The organism is Pseudomonas sivasensis (assembly GCF_013778505.1).
GTDB classification, from domain to species: Bacteria; Pseudomonadota; Gammaproteobacteria; order Pseudomonadales; family Pseudomonadaceae; genus Aquipseudomonas; species Aquipseudomonas sivasensis.
In genome coordinates this window covers 30,078-50,937 of sequence record NZ_JAAOWU010000022.1, presented here as the reverse complement: position 1 = coordinate 50,937, position 20,860 = coordinate 30,078, and the positions used below count along the sequence as shown (strand labels likewise).

General features: G+C 56.3%; 18 protein-coding genes and 2 tRNA genes. 1 reads left to right on the top strand and 19 read right to left on the bottom strand.

Translation table 11 applies throughout. The features are described 5' to 3' along the window. Positions 1–41: 41 nt before the first annotated feature. From G9Q84_RS25820 to rlmE, 16 genes are all read right to left on the bottom strand, one after another. Positions 42–662: a BON domain-containing protein gene (locus G9Q84_RS25820; RefSeq protein ID WP_032884723.1), complete on the bottom strand. Its 621-nt coding sequence runs from the start codon at positions 660–662 to the stop codon at positions 42–44. 294 nt (positions 663–956) lie between these two features. After that, positions 957–3,062 (bottom strand): polyribonucleotide nucleotidyltransferase, encoded by a 2,106-nt coding sequence (pnp, locus tag G9Q84_RS25815; RefSeq protein WP_095186251.1) that lies wholly within the window; start codon positions 3,060–3,062, stop codon positions 957–959. Between the two features lie 196 nt (positions 3,063–3,258). Further along, positions 3,259–3,528 carry a 30S ribosomal protein S15 gene (gene rpsO, locus G9Q84_RS25810; protein WP_003177875.1) on the bottom strand — a complete coding sequence of 90 codons (270 nt, stop codon included), beginning with the start codon at positions 3,526–3,528 and terminating at the stop codon, positions 3,259–3,261. A gap of 115 nt (positions 3,529–3,643) precedes the next feature. Then, positions 3,644–4,561 carry a tRNA pseudouridine(55) synthase TruB gene (gene truB / locus G9Q84_RS25805; protein ID WP_032884721.1) on the bottom strand — a complete coding sequence of 306 codons (918 nt, stop codon included), beginning with the start codon at positions 4,559–4,561 and terminating at the stop codon, positions 3,644–3,646. A gap of 3 nt (positions 4,562–4,564) precedes the next feature. After that, complete coding sequence (gene rbfA / locus G9Q84_RS25800) at positions 4,565–4,960, bottom strand: 30S ribosome-binding factor RbfA (protein WP_003176137.1); 396 nt, start codon at positions 4,958–4,960, stop codon at positions 4,565–4,567. 159 nt (positions 4,961–5,119) lie between these two features. Further along, positions 5,120–7,645: a translation initiation factor IF-2 gene (infB, locus tag G9Q84_RS25795; RefSeq protein WP_032884720.1), complete on the bottom strand. Its 2,526-nt coding sequence runs from the start codon at positions 7,643–7,645 to the stop codon at positions 5,120–5,122. A gap of 27 nt (positions 7,646–7,672) precedes the next feature. Further along, a complete protein-coding gene (nusA, locus tag G9Q84_RS25790) occupies positions 7,673–9,154 on the bottom strand; it encodes a transcription termination factor NusA (RefSeq protein WP_003212187.1) in 1,482 nt (493 codons plus the stop codon). Between the two features lie 47 nt (positions 9,155–9,201). Then, on the bottom strand, positions 9,202–9,660 hold the full coding sequence (rimP, locus tag G9Q84_RS25785; RefSeq protein WP_032884784.1) for a ribosome maturation factor RimP: 459 nt from the start codon (positions 9,658–9,660) through the stop codon (positions 9,202–9,204). Between the two features lie 140 nt (positions 9,661–9,800). Beyond that, positions 9,801–9,877, bottom strand: a tRNA-Met gene (locus G9Q84_RS25780). A 96-nt stretch (positions 9,878–9,973) separates the two neighbouring features. Further along, positions 9,974–10,059, bottom strand: a tRNA-Leu gene (locus G9Q84_RS25775). Between the two features lie 22 nt (positions 10,060–10,081). Next, positions 10,082–10,465 (bottom strand): preprotein translocase subunit SecG, encoded by a 384-nt coding sequence (gene secG / locus G9Q84_RS25770; RefSeq protein WP_010206600.1) that lies wholly within the window; start codon positions 10,463–10,465, stop codon positions 10,082–10,084. A 4-nt stretch (positions 10,466–10,469) separates the two neighbouring features. Continuing rightward, a complete protein-coding gene (gene tpiA, locus G9Q84_RS25765) occupies positions 10,470–11,225 on the bottom strand; it encodes a triose-phosphate isomerase (protein WP_032884719.1) in 756 nt (251 codons plus the stop codon). Positions 11,226–11,291: 66 nt separating this feature from the next. Then, positions 11,292–12,629 (bottom strand): phosphoglucosamine mutase, encoded by a 1,338-nt coding sequence (gene glmM / locus G9Q84_RS25760; RefSeq protein ID WP_032884717.1) that lies wholly within the window; start codon positions 12,627–12,629, stop codon positions 11,292–11,294. A 16-nt stretch (positions 12,630–12,645) separates the two neighbouring features. Next, positions 12,646–13,497 carry a dihydropteroate synthase gene (gene folP, locus G9Q84_RS25755; RefSeq protein WP_032884716.1) on the bottom strand — a complete coding sequence of 284 codons (852 nt, stop codon included), beginning with the start codon at positions 13,495–13,497 and terminating at the stop codon, positions 12,646–12,648. Positions 13,498–13,505: 8 nt separating this feature from the next. Further along, a complete protein-coding gene (gene ftsH, locus G9Q84_RS25750; protein ID WP_027605365.1) occupies positions 13,506–15,416 on the bottom strand; it encodes an ATP-dependent zinc metalloprotease FtsH in 1,911 nt (636 codons plus the stop codon). A gap of 200 nt (positions 15,417–15,616) precedes the next feature. Continuing rightward, positions 15,617–16,267 carry a 23S rRNA (uridine(2552)-2'-O)-methyltransferase RlmE gene (gene rlmE, locus G9Q84_RS25745; protein ID WP_181644296.1) on the bottom strand — a complete coding sequence of 217 codons (651 nt, stop codon included), beginning with the start codon at positions 16,265–16,267 and terminating at the stop codon, positions 15,617–15,619. Positions 16,268–16,372: 105 nt separating this feature from the next. Between rlmE and G9Q84_RS25740 the strand changes: the two genes are divergently transcribed. Beyond that, entirely contained in the window at positions 16,373–16,681 is a 309-nt protein-coding gene (locus G9Q84_RS25740; protein ID WP_017139256.1) for a YhbY family RNA-binding protein, read from the top strand. Positions 16,682–16,689: 8 nt separating this feature from the next. Here G9Q84_RS25740 and G9Q84_RS25735 read toward each other — a convergent pair whose 3' ends face one another. Genes G9Q84_RS25735 through carB form a run of 3 tightly spaced genes read right to left on the bottom strand, consistent with a single transcriptional unit; the run spans position 16,690 to position 20,817 of the window. Next, positions 16,690–17,094, bottom strand: a complete 405-nt coding sequence (locus G9Q84_RS25735) for a hypothetical protein (RefSeq protein ID WP_032884715.1) — start codon at positions 17,092–17,094, stop codon at positions 16,690–16,692. A 28-nt stretch (positions 17,095–17,122) separates the two neighbouring features. Then, positions 17,123–17,599 carry a transcription elongation factor GreA gene (greA, locus tag G9Q84_RS25730; RefSeq protein ID WP_032884714.1) on the bottom strand — a complete coding sequence of 159 codons (477 nt, stop codon included), beginning with the start codon at positions 17,597–17,599 and terminating at the stop codon, positions 17,123–17,125. Beyond that, a complete protein-coding gene (gene carB / locus G9Q84_RS25725) occupies positions 17,596–20,817 on the bottom strand; it encodes a carbamoyl-phosphate synthase large subunit (protein ID WP_032884713.1) in 3,222 nt (1,073 codons plus the stop codon). Before carB ends, greA begins: the two co-directional genes overlap by 4 nt. Between the last annotated feature and the right edge of the window lie 43 nt (positions 20,818–20,860).

Here is a 20,860-nt window from a genome sequence, read left to right as displayed (position 1 = left end):
TCACTCGTGGCCGCCGCTTAATTCAAACGAACTGTCGAGCGTTACTCTGCTTTCAGGCCGTCGGCCGATACAGCTTTAACGCCTTTGATTTTCTTGGTGATTGCTACGGCGGTGGCTTTCTGTGCGTCGGTAACAGCTACAGTCGACGACAGGGAAACAACGCCTTTGTTGGTTTCGACTTTGATGTCGGTGCCAGGAATACCTTTCTCGGTAACCAGGTCAGCTTTTACCTTGGTGGTGATCCAAGTGTCGCTGGTGGTTTCTTTGGCGTCATGAGCGGCGCCTTTGGTTTTATCGATACCGTCTGCTTTGGTAGCACCGCCAGCCATCAGGCCATCAGCGGAAACAGCGGTTACGCCTTTGATCTTTTTGGTGATCGAGACAGCAGTAGCTTTCTGTGCGTCAGAGATAGCGACTGTCGAGGACAGGGAAACCACGCCTTTGTTGGTTTCAACCTTGATGTCCGAACCAGGAATGCCCTTCTCGGTCAGCAGGTCGGATTTAACTTTGGTGGTGATCCAAGTATCCGAAACGCTTTCCTTAGCCTTGGTAGCTTCGCCAGCCGCCAACGTCATAGGGGCTTGGGAAGTCTGAGCAAAGGCTACGTTAGCACCCATGGCCAGAGTCAGAGCGGTAGCAGTAGCGAGAGCGAACTTCTTCATACGAGTAACTCCTGTTTTATTAAAAGTCTGCAGTACGTAAACCTTGATGCTGCAGCGTTAACAGGGATATTGCAGGCAGTGTGCCAAGTCGAAGCTCTAAATTAAATCCTTATAAAACAATGACTTAACAATAATGCTAATTTCCGGAATCGTGCAACTTGCATGAAGCCCATCATGCCTGCATGCAAGTTGCGGCTTTTGCAGAGGGCTAAACGGCTGATTTCACTTCACTTTCCCTCGCCCATAAAAAAAGGACCCCGAAGGGTCCTTTCTTTCAGCATAAGCCAGGGGTAATTAAACGCCCGAAGCCTTAGCTGCTGCTACGTCTTTGATGGACAGCTTGATGCGGCCGCGGTTGTCCACGTCCAGCACCAGCACTTCCACTTCCTGACCTTCTTTCAGAATGTCGGTCACTTTCTCAACACGAGCGTCGCTCAACATGGAGATGTGAACCAGACCGTCTTTGCCCGGCAGGATGTTGACGAATGCGCCGAAGTCGACGATGCGCTCAACCTTACCGACGTAGATCTTGCCGATCTCGGCCTCAGCTGTGATACCCAGAACGCGCTGACGTGCTGCCTCAGCCGCTTCCTTGGTTTCGCCGAAGATCTTGATCGAACCGTCGTCTTCGATATCGATCGAAGCCTTGGTTTCTTCGCAGATCGCACGGATGGTCGCGCCACCTTTACCGATAACATCACGGATTTTGTCGGTGTCGATTTTCATAGCGATCATGGTCGGAGCATTTTCCGACAGCTCGGTGCGAGACTGACCAATGATCTGGTTCATCTGGCCGAGGATGTTCAGGCGCGCTTCCAGGGCTTGGCCCAGAGCGATCTCCATGATTTCTTCGGTGATGCCTTTGATCTTGATGTCCATCTGCAGCGCGGTAACACCTTTAGCGGTACCGGCTACTTTGAAGTCCATGTCGCCCAAGTGGTCTTCGTCACCCAGGATGTCGGTCAGGATGGCGAACTTCTCGCCTTCTTTAACCAGACCCATGGCGATACCGGCAACCGGTGCCTTCATCGGCACACCAGCGTCCATCAGTGCCAGGGAAGCACCACAAACGGAAGCCATGGAGCTGGAACCGTTGGACTCGGTGATTTCCGACACAACACGGATGGTGTAAGGGAACACGTCAGCAGCAGGCAGCATGGCCTGAACCGAACGACGCGCCAAACGGCCGTGACCGATTTCGCGACGACCAGCGCCGCCCATACGACCACACTCGCCCACCGAGAACGGAGGGAAGTTGTAGTGCAGCATGAACGGGTCTTTTTTCTCGCCTTCCAGGGTGTCCAGCAGTTGTGCGTCACGGGCAGTACCCAGGGTCGCGACTACCAGAGCCTGAGTTTCGCCACGGGTGAACAGTGCCGAACCGTGAGTTTTCGGCAGAACACCAACTTCGATATTCAGCGGGCGCACAGTGCGAGTGTCGCGACCGTCGATACGTGGCTTGCCGTTAACGATGTTCTCGCGAACGGTGCGGTATTCGATTTCACCAAATGCAGCTTTGACGTCGCTGGAAGATGGCTGACCTTCTTCGCCCGAAAGCTTGGCAACAACCTGGTCCTTCAGCTCGCCCAGGCGAGCGTAACGGTCGGCCTTGACGGTGATGGTGTAGGCGTCGGAAATGGCGGCGCCGAACTCGGAGCGGATAGCGCCCAGCAGTTCGGTAGCTTCGGCTTGCGGAGCCCAGGCCCAAGTAGGCTTGGCGGCTTCAGCAGCCAGTTCTTTAACGGCGTTGATCACAACCTGGAATTCGTCGTGAGCAAACAGTACAGCACCCAGCATCTGGTCTTCGGTCAGCTCTTTAGCTTCCGATTCAACCATCAATACGGCTTCCGAAGTACCGGCAACGACCATGTCCAGGCTCGATGCTTTCAGTTGCTCGTAAGTTGGGTTGAGCAGGTAGCCGGTGCTCTCGTGGAAAGCAACGCGGGCAGCCCCGATAGGGCCATCGAAAGGAATGCCGGAGATAGCCAGGGCAGCCGAAGTACCGATCATCGCAGCGACGTCCGGATCGGTTTTCTTGCTGGTGGAAACGACGGTGCAGACAACCTGCACTTCGTTCATGAAGCCTTCTGGGAACAGCGGACGGATCGGACGGTCGATCAGTCGGGAAGTCAGGGTTTCTTTCTCGGAAGGACGGCCTTCACGCTTGAAGAAACCGCCAGGGATCTTACCGGCAGCGTAAGTCTTTTCCTGGTAGTGAACAGAAAGAGGGAAGAAGCCTTTGCTCGGGTCAGCGGTCTTGGCGCCAACAACGGTCACCAACACGGTGACGTCGTCATCAACGGTAACCAGCACTGCGCCGGAGGCTTGACGGGCGATACGGCCTGTCTCAAGGGTAACGGTCGACTGACCGAACTGGAATTTTTTGATAACCGGGTTCACGGTGTCCTACCTTCTTTGTGGCTCTTGGGGAACTTGTTTTCTTACGAAATTCTTGGGCAATGTCGGGAATCGGCCCAACCCTTGTCCAGGGGGTAAAACGTGTATCCAGATAAAACTTGAGGCTGGGAGCCTACCATGGGCCAGCGGGAATCCCACTGACACACGGCAGACAACCAACCTCTAGCGCAATCGCTTATTAGCGACGCAGACCCAGGCGACCGATCAGAGTCTGATAACGACCCAGATCCTTGCCTTTCAGGTAATCCAGCAGCTTACGACGCTGGTTTACCATGCGGATCAGACCACGACGGGAGTGGTGATCTTTACCGTTGGCCTTGAAGTGACCTTGCAGCTTGTTGATGTTGTGGGTCAGCAGTGCAACTTGCACTTCTGGCGAACCAGTGTCACCAACAGCTTGCTGATAGTCAGCAACGATTTGTGCTTTTTCTTGAACGTCGAGAGCCATGAGGCAATCCTTTTTTCAGGAAACCACCCAAAGGGCAGTCTCAACAGGCCAGGGACAAATCCCTGTATCTAAAAATGAGTGTTGACCGTGCCTGTTAACAGCCACACTCGTTCGGTCATTCTGACCGAATCAGTCTACGTGGCGCGATGCGCCCGTCTTCGCTCACTTCACCGATACCGATAAAGCGACCGTTATGATCCTGTACTCGCACCATGCCGAACTTAGGGGCATCCGGGGCACGTACCGGCTGGCCGTTAAGCCAGTAGAACGCGCTGTGCTCCGAGAAGTGCAGCAATGGCCAATCCAGCAAACCACTGTCCGATGGCATCAGGAAGCGATCAACCGCTTCATTGCCGCCTTCGGCGTGTACCGCTTCCAACTCTTCCAGCGTAACCGTCTGGGCCAGGCTGAAAGGTCCGGCCTGAGTGCGTCGCAGTTCTGCGACGTACGCGCCGCAACCGAGCTGTTCACCAATATCTTCCACCAGGGTACGGATATAGGTGCCTTTGCTGCAGTCCACGGCCAGTCGTGCGGTTTCACCCTCACAAGCGAGCAATTCCAAGCGCGCAATAGTAACAGAACGCGGTTCACGCTCCACTACTTCGCCGGCACGTGCCAGCTTGTAAAGTGGCTGCCCGTCACGCTTGAGAGCCGAGTACATCGGCGGTATCTGACTGATTTGCCCACGAAAAGCGGGCAAAGCGGCTTCGATATCAGCACGACCAACGGTCACGTCGCGAACCTGTAAAACATCACCTTCAGCATCCGCTGTGGTGGTGGTCTTGCCCAGTTGCATCAGGGTTTCGTAACCCTTATCGGAATCAAGCAGGTATTGCGAGAACTTGGTCGCTTCGCCAAAGCACAGCGGCAGTACGCCGGTGGCCAGTGGGTCGAGGCTACCGGTATGCCCGGCCTTCTCGGCATTGAGCAGCCAGCGGACCTTCTGCAACGCCGCATTGGACGTAAAGCCAATGGGCTTATCAAGCAGAATGATGCCGCTGACGTTGCGACGGATACGTTTGACCTGAGCCACCGCTTACTCCTTGGCGTCTTCAGGTGTGGACGGATGCTGGCTGTCTTCAGCCACGGCGCGCTCGATCAATGCAGACAAGTGCGCGCCACGCACGACGCTTTCGTCGTAGTGGAAGTGCAACTGCGGAACACTGCGCAGCTTCATTTCGCGGGCCAACTGCATGCGCAGGAAGCCGGCAGCCGAGTTGAGCACTTTGATGCTTTGTGCGATTTCTTCGCTGTTGTCCTGGCCCATCACGGTGATGAAAATCTTGGCGTGACCCACGTCACGGCTCACTTCAACAGCGGTGATGGTGACCAGGCCAACGCGTGGGTCTTTGACTTCGCGACGGATCAGTTGGGCCAGCTCGCGCTGCATTTGATCGCCGATACGTTGGGTACGGCTGTATTCTTTTGCCATGTCTTGTTACCTGTTACTGCCACACGGTGAAACCCATGGGGTCTGAAAGCGGCAAACGCCCGGCCTGACAAAAGCCAGACCGGGCGTTGCGTTTAGAGTCCGTACGCTGCGCGAGGCATTTGCATGCCCACACGCGGCGTGGCTCCGGAAGTGCGCGAGTTAGAGGCTGCGAGCAACCTGAACCTTCTCGTAGACTTCGATCTTGTCGCCAGCCTTGACGTCGTTGTAGCTCTTGACGCCAATACCGCATTCCATGCCGGCACGTACTTCAGAAGCGTCATCCTTGAAGCGGCGCAGGGATTCCAGCTCGCCTTCGAAGATAACGATGTCTTCACGCAGTACACGGATTGGACGGTTACGGTACACAGTGCCTTCGACAACCATGCAACCGGCGATCGCGCCGAATTTCGGCGAACGGAACACGTCACGTACCTCGGCGATACCCAGGATATTCTCCCGAACGTCACTGCCAAGCATGCCGGTAAGGGCTTTCTTGACGTCTTCGATGATGTCGTAGATGACGTTGTAGTAACGCATGTCCAGGCCTTCCTGCTCGACGATCTTCCGTGCGCCAGCATCAGCACGCACGTTGAAACCGAACAGTACAGCGTTGGAAGCCAGTGCCAGGTTGGCGTCGGATTCAGTGATACCACCGACACCGCCACCGACAACACGCACTTGCACTTCATCGTTACCCAGGCCATTCAAGGCGCCGTTCAACGCTTCGAGAGAACCACGAACGTCAGATTTAAGGACGATGTTAAGCGTCTTCTTCTCTGCCTGACCCATGTTCTCGAAGATGTTTTCCAGCTTGCCAGCGTGAGCGCGAGCCAGTTTGACTTCACGGAACTTGCCTTGACGGAACAGAGCCACTTCACGGGCTTTCTTCTCGTCGGACAGCACGCTCATCTCGTCGCCAGCGTCCGGGGTACCATCCAGGCCGAGGATCTCGACAGGGATGGAAGGACCCGCTTCTTTGATTGGCTTGCCGTTCTCGTCGAGCATGGCACGTACACGGCCATAGTTCGAACCGACCAGCACCATATCGCCTTGGCGCAGGGTACCGTCTTGAACCAGCACGGTCGCAACCGGGCCACGACCTTTGTCGAGACGCGATTCAACCACAACGCCACGACCTGGGGCCGATGGAGTTGCTTTCAGTTCGAGTACTTCAGCTTGCAGCAGGACCGCTTCGAGCAGTTCGTCCACGCCAGTACCGACTTTCGCCGAAACCGAAACGAATGGCGTATCACCGCCCCACTCTTCAGAGGTCACACCGTGAACCGACAGTTCGCTGCGGATGCGATCGAGATCGGCGCCCGGCTTATCGATCTTGTTCACAGCAACAACCAGTGGAACACCAGCGGCCTTGGCGTGCTGGACAGCTTCAATGGTCTGCGGCATCACGCCGTCGTCCGCTGCAACTACCAGGATCACGATATCAGTCGCCTTGGCACCACGGGCACGCATTGCGGTAAACGCGGCGTGACCTGGGGTGTCGAGGAAGGTGACCATGCCGCGCTCGGTTTCAACGTGGTACGCACCGATGTGCTGAGTGATACCACCGGCTTCGCCAGCAGCTACCTTGGCACGACGAATGTAGTCGAGTAGCGAAGTCTTACCATGGTCAACGTGACCCATTACGGTCACAACTGGCGCACGGGAGAACGTCTCACCTTCAAACTTCAGGGACTCTGCCAGGGAATCTTCCAGGGCGGTGTCGCTGACCAGGGTCACTTTGTGGCCCAGTTCTTCGGCTACCAGTTGAGCAGTTTCCTGATCAAGCACCTGGTTGATGGTCGCTGGAGTACCCAGTTTGAACATGAACTTGATGATTTCAGCAGCCTTGACCGACATCTGATTGGCAAGATCGCCAACAGTGATGGTCTCGCCAATCTGCACATCACGCACGACAGGACCGGTTGGGCTCTGGAAACCGTGGGCGTTGCGCTTCTTCAGCTTGGCCTTGCCGCGACCACCGCGACGGAAGCCATCGCTCTCTTCGTCGGTAGTACGTGGAGCAACGCGTGGAGCAGGCGCTTTCTCTTTGACCGAAGCACGATGCGGAGCGTTTTTGCGCTCGCCATCGCCACCACCACCGCGACGATTGTTATCGTCGGCACGTGGTTTGTCCGGACGACGAGGTTCCTCACGCTTACGGGCATCAGCAGCAGGTGCTGGTGCAGCGGCAACCGGAGCGGCCTCACGCACAGCTTCCACAGGAGCGCTAGGCGCGGCGACCGCATCAGCCGAAGCAGTTTGCGCAGCAGCAGGCTGGCGACGCGCTTCTTCTTCGGCGCGACGCTTGGATTCTTCTTCAGCCTTCTGACGAGCAGCATTATCTACTGCGCGACGTTCATCCAGTTCACGCTTGCGCTCGGCTTCAATTTCTTCCGGGCTGCGCTGTACGAAGACTTTCTTCTTGCGTACTTCAACGCTGATGCTCTTGCTACCAGCAACACGCAGGGTGCTGGTGGTTTTGCGCTGCAATGTAATCTTGCGCGGTTCTTCCACTTTCGCCTTGTGGCTGCTCTTCAAGTGAGTCAGCAAAGACTGCTTCTCACTATCGCTCACACCTTCATCGGCGGCGGTGTGCGGCAGACCTGCCTCACGCATCTGCTGCAACAGGCGCTCTACCGGTGTTTTGACCTCATCGGCCAGTTGTTTCACCGTGACTTGCGTCATGCACTTCTCTCCTCAGGCCGCGCCTAATTACTCGAACCAATGGGCTCGGGCGGCCATGATCAACTTGCCGGCACGATCATCGTCAATGCCGTCGATGTCGAGCAGATCGTCAATAGACTGCTCGGCCAGGTCTTCGCGGGTAATTACGCCGCGCACCGCCAGTTCCATCGCCAAATCCTTGTCCATACCCTCAAGCGAGAGTAGGTCTTCGGCCGGATGGGCGTCTGCCAGCTTTTCCTCAGTAGCGATGGCTTTAGTCAACAAACGATCCTTGGCCCGAGCGCGAAGCTCGTTGACGGTGTCTTCGTCAAAGCCGTCGATGTTGAGCATTTCTTCCAACGGTACGTAGGCAATCTCTTCCAGGCTGGTGAAGCCTTCATCTACCAGCACCTGTGCCAGGTCTTCGTCGACTTCCAACTCGTCAATGAAGTTGCGCAGGATGTCACCGGTTTCAGCTTGCTGCTTAGCCTGGATGTCCGATTCGGTCATCACGTTCAGGGTCCAGCCGGTCAATTGGCTGGCCAGACGCACGTTCTGACCACCACGACCAATGGCCTGAGCCAGATTGTCTGCGCCAACGGCGATGTCCATTGCATGGGCATCTTCGTCAACGATAATTGCCGCCACTTCAGCAGGCGACATGGCGTTGATCACGAACTGCGCCGGGTTATCGTCCCACAGGACGATGTCCACACGCTCACCGCCCAATTCGCCCGACACTGCCTGGACGCGCGAACCGCGCATACCGATGCAAGCGCCTTGCGGGTCGATGCGTTTGTCCTTGGAACGGACCGCGATCTTGGCGCGCGAACCCGGGTCGCGGGACGCAGCCATGACTTCGATCAGGCCTTCGGCGATTTCCGGCACTTCGATACGGAACAGCTCGATCAGCATTTCCGGCGCGGTACGCGACAGGATCAACTGAGGGCCACGGTTCTCGGTGCGGATTTCCTTGAGCAGCGCACGCAAACGCACGCCGACACGGAAGGTTTCGCGAGAGATGATGTCTTCGCGGGCCAGCAACGCTTCGGCGTTGTTGCCCAGATCGACGATCACATTGTCGCGGGTAACTTTTTTCACGGTGCCGGAGATAATTTCTCCCAGCCGCTCGCGATAGGCGTCAACGACTTGAGCGCGCTCGGCTTCACGAACCTTCTGCACGATGACCTGCTTGGCGGTCTGTGCAGCAATGCGGCCGAACTCGATGGACTCGATCTTTTCTTCGACGACATCACCAACCTGGGCACCTGGGTGCGTTTCGGCAACCTTGCTTGGCCAGGTTTCGATGGCCGGATCATCAAGATCGGCTTCTTCGACGACCGTCCAGCGACGGAAAGTCTCATAGGCACCGGTGTGGCGGTTAATTTCCACACGCAGATCAACTTCGTCTTCAAAACGCTTTTTGGTAGCAGTGGCCAGAGCCAACTCCAGCGCTTCAAAAATCACGTTTGCCGGTACGCCCTTTTCATTGGATACCGACTCAACAACCAGCAGTACTTCTTTGCTCATCGTACGCCTCGCCTTTCGCAAGCCATTGGATCCGCGGGATCCGCGTCTCAGTCAAAACTGGGAATAATGTTGGCCTTGTCGATCATATCGATCGGCAACAGGAACTCATGGTCTTCTACCTGCACCACGACATCCTGTTCTTCTACACCGCGCAGAAGGCCCTGAAAGTTGCGTCGTCCTTCAAAAGGAGATCGCAGCTTGATCTTCACTTGTTCACCGGCAAATTTTGCAAACTGATCAATAGTGAACAGTGGGCGTTCCATGCCTGGCGAGGAAACTTCGAGGGTGTATTCAACGGAAATTGGATCTTCAACATCCAGCACACCGCTGATCTGACGGCTGACAATGGCACAATCGTCCACCAGCACACCGCCCTCTTTATCGATATAAACGCGCAACATTGAGTGGCGACCTTGAGCCGAAAACTCAACACCCCAGCATTCATAGCCTAGGGCCACGACCACCGGGGCCAACAAGGCCTGCAACTCTTCTAGCTTGCTCGACACCTGAACCCCCTCGTGCATGTATGTGCATGCTGTGCAAAATAAAAAAATGGGCGAAACGCCCATCCTTGAAACGCCGTCGAACAGCGGCGTTGAAAGTGTCCAGCTAACAAAAAGCCCCTTAAAAGGGGCTCCGCTAAAACTGGTTGCGGGGGCCGGATTTGAACCGACGACCTTCGGGTTATGAGCCCGACGAGCTACCAGACTGCTCCACCCCGCGACAAAGCTGGGGCGGAAGTATACGACCGATCCCTTACAGGGTCAATGTAACCTTCCACCTACAAGAAAGCCCGCAACAGCGGGCTCTCCTGATAATTGGTACCGAGAAGGGGACTCGAACCCCTACACCCTATGGGCACAACCACCTCAAGGTTGCGTGTCTACCAATTCCACCACCTCGGCAATACAGCGCTTACAACCCTTCTTACTTCTGCTCTTGAGCTGGAGGTACGTCAGTCGCTGGAGTAGCCGACTTTTGCTCTTGAAGCACCGGGACATCATCAGAAGCCGGTTTTGCTTTTGGTACTTCCAACACTGCTGGGTTTGGCAAACCTACTTGAGTCAGCACATGAGCTTTCTCTTTAGCAAAATAACCTAACCCTAAGCTGGTTATGAAGAAACCGGCGGCAAGTATAGCAGTAAACTTACTAAGAAAGGTAGAGGAACCTTGGCTTCCGAATACAGTATTTGAAGCACCTGCACCAAAAGACGCACCAGCATCCGCACCTTTACCCTGTTGCAACAAAACCAGGGCAACTACGCCCAGGGCTGCCAACAGATGAAAAACGACTACGACTGTTTCCAGCATTTTTTCAGTTTCCCGCGGCGCGACAAATCGCACCGAACTCATCTGCATTCAGGGAAGCTCCACCAATGAGCCCCCCATCGATATCCGGCATGCCGAACAGTTCGACCGCATTGGCCGCCTTCACGCTGCCGCCGTATAGAAGCCGCACACCTTGTGCGATTTCAGAATTCTCTGCCGCTAACTGCGCACGGATGGCTGCGTGCACATCCTGCGCCTGTTGCGGTGTAGCAGTCAGCCCGGTGCCAATGGCCCAGACCGGCTCGTAAGCAATTACCGCCTTTGCGAAAGCACCAACACCCAGCTCCTCGATAATGCTGCCAAGCTGACGCGAGACAACCTCAAGAGTCTTGCCAGATTCACGCTGCTCAAGGGTCTCCCCAATACACAGCACCGGAATCAAGCCACAAGCCTGTGCAGCTGCGAACTTGCGATTGAGTGTTCCATCACGCTCGCCCATCATCTGACGGCGCTCGGAGTGCCCAACAAGCACATAGGAACAACCCGCATCAACCAGCTGACTCGGTGCAATCTCACCGGTCAACGCACCTTGCATGGCTTCCACCGCAGAATTCTGCGAGCCGACCTGAATCGACTTACCTTTCAAGCCATCAACCACTTGGGTGATATGCAAGCAAGGCGGGAACACCGCGATGTCAACACCGCTAGGCAAGGCCAAGTGACGAAGGCCATTGATCAGCTCAGCGACACTGGCGCGGGTACCGTGCATCTTCCAGTTACCAGCTACCATAGTGCGACGCATGCTGTACCTCGTCGGTCAAAGTGGGCGCAGATGTTACCCAACCACATCATCACTGGCAAGCCGAATTCAGGCGCAAACTTCAGTTACCAGTTTTGCCAGGTCTTCGGCGTGGCCGCGAACCTGTATTTCATCGTCACCTTCGACCATAACGCGCACCAAAGGCTCTGTGCCGGACTTGCGTAGCAATACCCGTCCACGACCAGCCATTGCCAGGGTCGCGCGCTCGCAAGCCTCTTTGACAGCAGGGTGGTCGATCGGGTTTTCTCCACCTGCGAAACGCACGTTAAGCAATACTTGCGGGCATTTGCGCAAAGCCTGACGAGCCTGAGCCAGGCTCTCTTCGCGGCGACGCAAAGCCAATAGCACCTGCAACGCAGCAATAATCGCGTCACCGGTGGTGGTGTGCTGGAAGCACACCACGTGCCCGGAGTTCTCACCACCTACCTGCCAGTTACGCTCCAGCAGCTCGGCGATCACATATCGGTCACCGACATTGGCGCGAACAAAAGGAATACCCAGGTCTGCCAACGCAAGCTCAAGCCCAAGATTGCTCATCAGCGTACCGACGACACCGCCTTGCAGCTTGTTGCGCTCATGCAGGTCGCGGGCAATGATAAACAACAGATCATCGCCATCGACCACGGCACCCGTGTGGTCAACCATCAGCACGCGGTCGCCGTCACCGTCGAAGGCAATACCGAGGTCGGCATGCTCGGCCAGGACAGCAGCTTGCAGCTGCTCCATATGGGTCGAGCCGCAGTTCTCGTTGATGTTCAGTCCGTTGGGCTGAGCCGACAGCACAGTCACGTCTGCGCCCAGCTCCTTAAATACGCTTGGCGCGACTTTGTAGGTCGCACCATGGGCGCAGTCGACGACAACCTTCAGGCCGGCAAAGTTGGTACTGGTTGGCACACTGCTCTTGCAGAACTCGATATAACGACCGGATGCGTCATTGATCCGCGACACCTTGCCCAGCTTGCTGGACTCGACCACGGTCATCGGCGCATCCAACAGCTCTTCGATCATCAACTCAATCTCGTCCGGCAATTTGGTGCCCTGCCCCGAGAAAAACTTGATGCCATTGTCGTCATGAGGGTTGTGCGAGGCGCTGATCACAATACCTGCTTCAGCGTGAAACGTACGCGTCAGGTAAGCGATCGCCGGAGTCGGCATCGGGCCCAGCAACATCACATCAGCACCTGCGGCGGACAAGCCAGCCTCTAGCGCAGACTCAAACATGTACCCGGAAATCCGGGTGTCCTTGCCCACCAGGATGCGGCATGCGCCCATGCTGCGGAACGCCATGCCTGCCGCCCAACCCAGCTTGAGCATGAAATCTGGAGTAATCGGAAACTCGCCGACCCGACCACGGATCCCGTCGGTGCCAAAGTATTTTTTTGTCATAAGTGCTCCATCATTCTTATTCGGCAGATTCTACAGCGGCAATCATGCGCACCACATCCACGGTTTCTGCAACGTCATGCACACGCAAGATGCGTGCGCCTTTGGTCACTGCAAGTGCCGCCAGTGCGAGGCCACCATACAACCGCTCACCCACCGGACGGCTCAATGCCAGCCCTATCATGCTTTTGCGCGATACACCGACCAACAGGGGCCGACCAAGGGCATGCAAGGACTCCATGTGTTTGAACAAACTTAAATTGTGTTGCAGGGTCTTGGCGAAACCAAACCCCGGATCAAGGATGATCCTTTCAGGCGCAATACCTACCGCAGCGCATTGGGCAACGCGTTCTGAGAGAAAACCACTCACCTCACCAACCAGGTCATCATAGTGCGGACTGTCCTGCATATTGCCGGGCTCACCCAGCATATGCATCAAACACACCGGCAAACCGGTAGCCGCAGCTGCATCCAGAGCGCCGTCGCGCTGCAGGGACCGCACATCGTTGATCAAGCCGGCACCTAATCGCGCAGTCTCACGCATCACGGCCGGGGTGGAAGTATCAACCGAAATAATCACATCCAACTCTCGAGCGATGCGCTCGACAATCGGCGCCACGCGCTCCAACTCTTCCAGAGGAGAAACAACGCGAGCACCAGGCCGAGTTGATTCACCACCGACATCAATCAAGGTCGCGCCGGCCGCCACCATGGCTTCTGCGTGACGCAGTGCAGCATCAAGTTGGCTGAAGCGGCCACCATCGGAAAAGGAGTCAGGGGTTACATTAAGAATGCCCATAACATGTGTATGGGCCAAATCAAGAACCCGGTTGCCGCAAGGCAACCGGGGGGAGGACGAAGCAAAAGTCATTTCAAACCTTAGTGGTCAGCTGCCGGGCCACCGATTGGGGTTTCAGGGCGCTCGTTCTGAACCACAGGCGGGGTGCCCGAAGTACCCGAACCACCTTCCCAATCACGAGGCTCACGAGGTGCACGACCGGCCATAATGTCGTCGATCTGGTCTGCATCGATGGTCTCGTACTTCATCAATGCATCAGCCATTGCATCGAGCTTGTCGCGATTATCGGTCAGGATTTGTTTGGCCGTGCCATAGCACTGGTCAATGATACTGCGCACCTCGGAGTCAATCAGCTTGGCTGTCTCACCGGAGAAACTGGCGTTTTGACCACCGCCGCCACGACCCAGGAATACTTCACCTTCTTCCTCGGCGTACATCAAAGGACCGAGCTTTTCCGACAAACCCCACTTGGTCACCATGTTTCGCGCAATCTGACTGGCGCGCATGATGTCGTTGGAAGCCCCAGTGGTCACGCCGTCGAAGCCCAATGTCATCTCTTCAGCGATTCGACCGCCGTACAGAGAGCAGATCTGACTGATCAACGCACGCTTGGAGAGACTGTAACGATCCTCTTCCGGCAGGAACATGGTGACACCCAAGGCGCGACCACGAGGAATGATCGACACTTTGTAGACTGGATCATGCTCAGGCACGACACGCCCCACAATGGCGTGACCCGCTTCGTGATAAGCAGTGTTCTGCTTCTCTTTTTCGGACATGACCATGGATTTGCGCTCAGCGCCCATCATGATCTTATCTTTCGCCAGTTCGAACTCTTTCATTTCAACAATGCGCTTGCCGGTACGGGCTGCAAACAGCGAAGCCTCGTTCACCAGGTTGGCCAAGTCAGCACCGGAGAAGCCTGGAGTACCACGGGCAATCACAGCCGGAGCTACGTCGTCACCCATTGGGACTTTGCGCATGTGCACTTTCAGAATCTGTTCACGACCACGAATGTCCGGCAGACCAACCACAACCTGACGGTCGAAGCGGCCCGGACGAAGCAGTGCAGGGTCAAGCACGTCTGGACGGTTGGTTGCGGCTATCACGATGATGCCGTCATTCATCTCAAAACCATCCATCTCGACCAGCAGCTGGTTGAGAGTCTGCTCACGCTCATCGTGGCCACCACCCATGCCGGCCCCACGATGGCGACCAACGGCGTCGATTTCATCGATAAAGATGATGCATGGCGCGTGCTTCTTGGCCTGTTCAAACATATCGCGAACGCGGCTGGCGCCGACACCAACGAACATTTCAACGAAGTCAGAACCGGAAATCGTGAAGAACGGCACCTTGGCTTCGCCAGCAATCGCCTTGGCCAGCAAGGTTTTACCGGTACCTGGAGGGCCGACCATCAGCACGCCGCGAGGAATACGACCACCCAGGCGCTGAAATTTGCCTGGATCGCGCAAGAACTCCACCAACTCGCCGACTTCTTCCTTCGCCTCATCGCAACCTGCTACGTCAGCCAGGGTGGTCTTCACCTGATCCTCAGAGAGCAGGCGCGCCTTGCTCTTGCCGAAGCTCATCGGCCCGCCCTTGCCCCCCGCACCGCCCTGCATCTGGCGCATGAAGAACATGAACACGGCAATGATCACCAGGATCGGGAAGCTTGCCACCAGGAGTTGAGTCCAAATGCTCTGCTGCTCAGGCTGCTTGCCTTCGACAACCACGTGGTTATCCACCAGGTCACCGATCAGACCGTTGTCCTGGATTGCCGGACGAATGGTCTTAAAGCTATCGCCATCGTTGCGTTTGCCGGTGATCACGTAGCCATCAACCGCTACGCGCTCGACCTTGCCATCCTTAACTTGCTGGATGAAGTCGGAATAGTTGAGGGTCTGCGGCTCGTTAGGACTGGAGAAGTTGTTCATCACCGTCACGAGGACAGCCGCGATGATCAACCACAGGATCAGATTCTTTGCCATATCGTTCAATTAACTACCCTCTGAAGCAAGCTCCGCTACTGGCGCGCGCTTCGCATGATATTCACCGGCCTAACTTACTACATTACCTACAACTCTGGCAGGCGCCGTCTGTAACCCTTTGTGAAACTTTGACTACATAATATTCGTAAAGCTTCGTGACGAAAGCGACATAAAAAAACCTATCGCCCTCCTCGAATAAATCAAAAACGCTCTTCACTCGCCGCGCCTTCAACCTCGCGGAACCCGCGGCACAGCAGGTATTGCTCGCGAGACCGGTCCCGGGAAGAGTCCGGCTTTCGCGTCTGCACCTTGTCGAACAGCTTGCGAATGTTCTTGTGATACTCGTCAAAACCTTCGCCCTGGAAGACTTTCACAAGGAAATCACCGCCCGGACGCAACACCCGGCCCGCCAAATCCAGTGCCAATTCACAGAGGAACATGGCCCGCGGCATATCGACGGCCGGTAATCCACTCATATTGGGGGCCATGTCGGAAATCACAAGGTCTACCTGCGAATTTCCCACGGCCTCCAGAATCTCGGCCAATACCGAGTCCTGGGTGAAGTCGCCGTGCACAAAGGTCACATCCGGGATGCTGTCCATCTCAAGGATGTCGGACGCGATCAATCTTCCCTGGCCACCAATCAGACGACTGGTCACTTGAGACCAGCCACCCGGCGCCGCGCCAAGATCAATCACGCTCATGCCCGGACGAATCAATTTGTCCTTGTCTTGGATCTCCAGGAGCTTGTAACTGGCCCGCGAACGGTAGCCGTCCTTCTGCGCCTTTTTGACGTAAGGATCGTTGAAATGCTCTTGCAGCCACTTAAGGCTAGTTTTGGAACGGGCCACGGGCCACCTCGAAAATAAAACGGGTCGTGATTAACTGGGCGGTCCCGGACTCGCTCGGGTAAACTGGCCGCCGCTTTTTACAAGATCAGACGCAGGGGTCAGATTATGCCGCTCACTCAAGAGCAGAAGAAACAGTACAAATCCATTGGCCACCATCTGAAACCAGTTCTGATTGTGGCAGACAACGGTTTGACTGAGGGTGTGTTAGCCGAACTTGAACGCGCATTGGGCGATCACGAACTGATCAAGATTAAGGTCAACATCCTTGACCGCGAAGCGCGCCTGGCCGCCATTGCAGAACTGTGCAAGGTTGGCAAAGCGGACCTGGTTCAGGTCATCGGCAAGATGGCGCTGCTGTATCGCAAGAACTTCAGCGTCAACAAGCAACTGTCGAACGTTCATCGCTTCAAATGACACAAGGGTCACGGGCGTGCTTTGCGCGCCCTGCCACTCCATCCTGGCGCGGGCTGTACTACCAACACCAAGCCGGAAAACCCTAGCACAAGATAGCTGAATAGCTGCCAGCGCAACGCTTCCGGCAGCCAAACATGCACGATGCAATACATTGCACACGCATACAGCGCCATCAACAGCAGTTGGCCGCGAATATCCCGCCACAAACTCACAAAACCCTCAGCCTTGACCAGCACCAATGCCTGAAGGGTCACGCACGCCGCTGCAAACCCCACCAGCAACGCGCTCAGCAATCCATCGATCTCATCGATCAACAGCGGAGCCAGGCCAATAAGGCCCAGCACCGGGAGTACACCAATGTGCAGCAACCACAGGCCACCCACCCAAAGCATCTGGGAGAGCTGCCAAAGCATGGCGCCCGCACGAAGCGGGCGCCGCCTTTCAGACGTGACGAACTTCAACAATCTCGTACTCGATCACGCCACCAGGTGTTTTTACAGCGACCACATCACCCTCTTCCTTGGCAATCAAGGCGCGGGCGAGCGGCGAACCGACAGAGATCTTGCCGAGTTTGAAGTCAGCTTCGTCTTCGCCAACGATGTGATAGACCACGCTTTCGTCCGTCTCGACGTTAGCGATTTCCACGGTCGTGCCGAAAATCACCTTGCCGGTTTTCGGAATGGTCGTGACATCGATGATGACCGCATTCTGCATGCGCCCTTCGATGTCACGGATCCGCGCCTCGACCATACCTTGCTGCTCGCGAGCAGCGTGGTATTCAGCGTTTTCCTTCAAGTCACCCAGCTCGCGGGCCGTACCGATGTCCTGGCTCAACTTAGGACGTACGACCTTGGTCAGATGGGCGTGCTCCTCTTCCAGGGCCTTTGCGCCCTGGACGGTCATTGGGTATTTGATCATGCCTTCAATCCTGCGTGTAGATCCTGCAAGCGGCGCACGGTCTTTTCTGGACCGAACTTGAGCGCTTCACAGATAGCTTCGCCAGCAGCAATGGTGGTGGTGCAGTAGATCTTGTGCTGCAAGGCATTACGGCGAATAGAGTAGGAATCCGCGATCGACTGACGACCTTCGGTGGTGTTGATGATCAGAGTAACTTCGTCATTCTTGATCATGTCGACCACGTGCGGACGGCCTTCCGTCACCTTGTTTACGCGTCGCACCTTCAGGCCTGCCGCTTCGATCAGCTTGGCGGTACCTGCTGTGGCAACTACTTCAAAGCCCAAGCTGATCAGATCACGGGCAACGCCCGCAACTAGTGGTTTGTCGTCATCACGCACACTGATAAACGCAGTTCCGCCGGTCGGTAGCACTTCGCTGGCGCCCATCTGAGCTTTGGCAAATGCTTCACCGAAGGTATCGCCCACGCCCATCACTTCACCGGTGGACTTCATCTCTGGGCCCAGGATTGGGTCCACACCAGGGAATTTGGCGAATGGGAACACCGCCTCTTTCACGCTGTAGAAGTTCGGAATGATTTCCTTGGTGAAGCCGATTTCCTTCAGGGTCTTACCAGCCATCACACGGGCAGCGATCATGGCCAGGGACACACCGATGCACTTGGATACAAACGGTACGGTACGCGAAGCACGTGGGTTAACCTCAATGACGTAGATGTCTTCGCCTTGCAGCGCCAACTGAACGTTCATCAGGCCGACAACACCCAACTCAAGGGCCATTTTTTTGACCTGCTCGCGCATCTCATCTTGGATGTGCAGCGGCAACGAATATGGCGGCAGCGAGCATGCGGAGTCACCGGAGTGAACGCCTGCCTGCTCGATGTGCTGCATGATCGCGCCGATCACCACGTCGGTGCCGTCACAAACCGCATCGACGTCCATTTCGATGGCGCAGTTGAGGAAGTGGTCCAGCAGCACCGGGCTGTCATTGGACACTTTCACCGCATCACGCAAGTAACGCTTGAGCTCGTCCTCTTCGTAGACGATTTCCATCGCCCGACCGCCCAGCACATAGGAAGGACGCACCACCAGCGGATAGCCGATCTTGCTGGCTGCACGGATGGCTTCATCTTCGCTGCGAACGGTAGCGTTTGGCGGCTGACGCAGGTTAAGGCGCTCAACCATTTGCTGGAAGCGTTCACGATCTTCAGCGCGGTCGATAGCGTCCGGGCTGGTACCGATAATCGGCACTCCAGCAGCCTCAAGCGCACGCGCCAGTTTAAGCGGGGTTTGGCCGCCATACTGCACGATCACGCCTTTCGGCTTCTCAACGCGCACGATTTCCAGCACGTCTTCCAGTGTCACTGGCTCGAAGTACAGGCGATCAGAGGTGTCGTAGTCGGTGGAAACAGTTTCCGGGTTGCAGTTGACCATGATGGTCTCGTACCCGTCGGCGCGCAGAGCGAGCGCGGCGTGCACACAGCAGTAGTCGAACTCGATGCCTTGGCCGATACGGTTAGGACCACCGCCCAGGATCATGATCTTGTCACGACCCGACGGCGCAGCCTCGCACTCTTCCTCGTAGGTGGAGTAAAGGTACGCGGTATCGGTGGAGAACTCGGCCGCACAGGTATCAACGCGCTTGTAGACCGGGAAGATGTCCAACTTATGGCGATGCGTGCGCAGGTTCTTCTCGGTCACACCCAGCAGTTTGGCCAGGCGTTGATCGGAGAAGCCTTTGCGCTTGAGGCGGAACATCATGTCGCGGTCGATGCTAGCCAGCCCCAGGGTCTTGACCTTCTCTTCTTCCTTGATCAGATCTTCGATCTGTACCAAGAACCATGGGTCGATCATGTTCATGCCGAAGATGTCTTCGACAGTCATACCGGCACGGAAGGCGTCAGCGACGTACCAGATACGCTCGGCGCCCGGCACAGTCAGCTCACGCTTGAGCACGCTCATGCTTTCCGGGTTGCTCAGGTCGAGCTTCTCGTCGAGGCCGCAAACCCCCACTTCCAGACCACGCAGAGCTTTCTGCAAGGACTCCTGGAACGTACGGCCGATGGCCATAACTTCGCCGACCGACTTCATCTGAGTGGTCAGACGCGCGTCAGCCTTGGCGAATTTCTCAAAGGCAAAACGTGGAAGCTTGGTCACTACGTAGTCGATGGACGGTTCAAAGGACGCAGGGGTCTTGCCGCCGGTGATGTCGTTCGACAACTCGTCCAGGGTGTAACCCACAGCCAGCTTGGCCGCGACCTTCGCAATCGGGAAGCCGGTAGCTTTAGAGGCAAGGGCCGACGAACGGGAAACACGCGGGTTCATCTCGATCACGACCATACGACCGGTGTCCGGGCAGATGCCGAACTGGACGTTGGAACCGCCGGTTTCCACACCGATCTCACGCAATACCGCCAGGGAGGCATTACGCAGGATCTGATATTCCTTGTCCGTCAGGGTTTGTGCAGGAGCAACAGTGATCGAGTCACCGGTGTGCACGCCCATCGGATCGAAGTTTTCGATGGAGCAGACGATGATGCAGTTGTCCTTCTTATCGCGGACAACCTCCATCTCATATTCTTTCCAGCCGATCAGGGACTCGTCGATCAGCAGCTCTTTGGTCGGAGACAGGTCCAGACCACGGGCGCAGATTTCTTCGAACTCTTCACGGTTGTAGGCGATGCCGCCACCGGTGCCGCCCATGGTAAAGGACGGACGAATGATGCACGGGAAACCGAGGGTTTCCAGGACCGCATAGGCCTCTTCCATACTGTGGGCGATGCCGGAACGCGGGCACGCCAGGCCGATGGATTTCATGGCCTTGTCGAAACGCGAACGGTCTTCAGCCTTGTCGATGGTGTCGGCATTGGCGCCGATCATCTCTACGCCGAATTTTTCCAGGACGCCTTCGCGCTCCAGGTCCAGGGCACAGTTCAGAGCGGTCTGGCCACCCATGGTTGGCAACAGGGCGTCCGGACGCTCCTTCTCGATGATCTTGGCAACGGTTTGCCATTTGATCGGCTCGATGTAGGTGGCGTCAGCCATGTCCGGGTCGGTCATGATCGTGGCCGGGTTGGAGTTCACCAGGATGACGCGGTAGCCCTCTTCGCGCAGGGCCTTGCAAGCCTGGGCGCCGGAGTAGTCGAATTCGCAAGCCTGGCCGATTACGATCGGGCCAGCGCCGAGAATCAGGATGCTTTTTATGTCTGTACGTTTTGGCATGGGTTTGTCACTCAAATCCGCAGGTCAATCGGCAAGCCGTCTT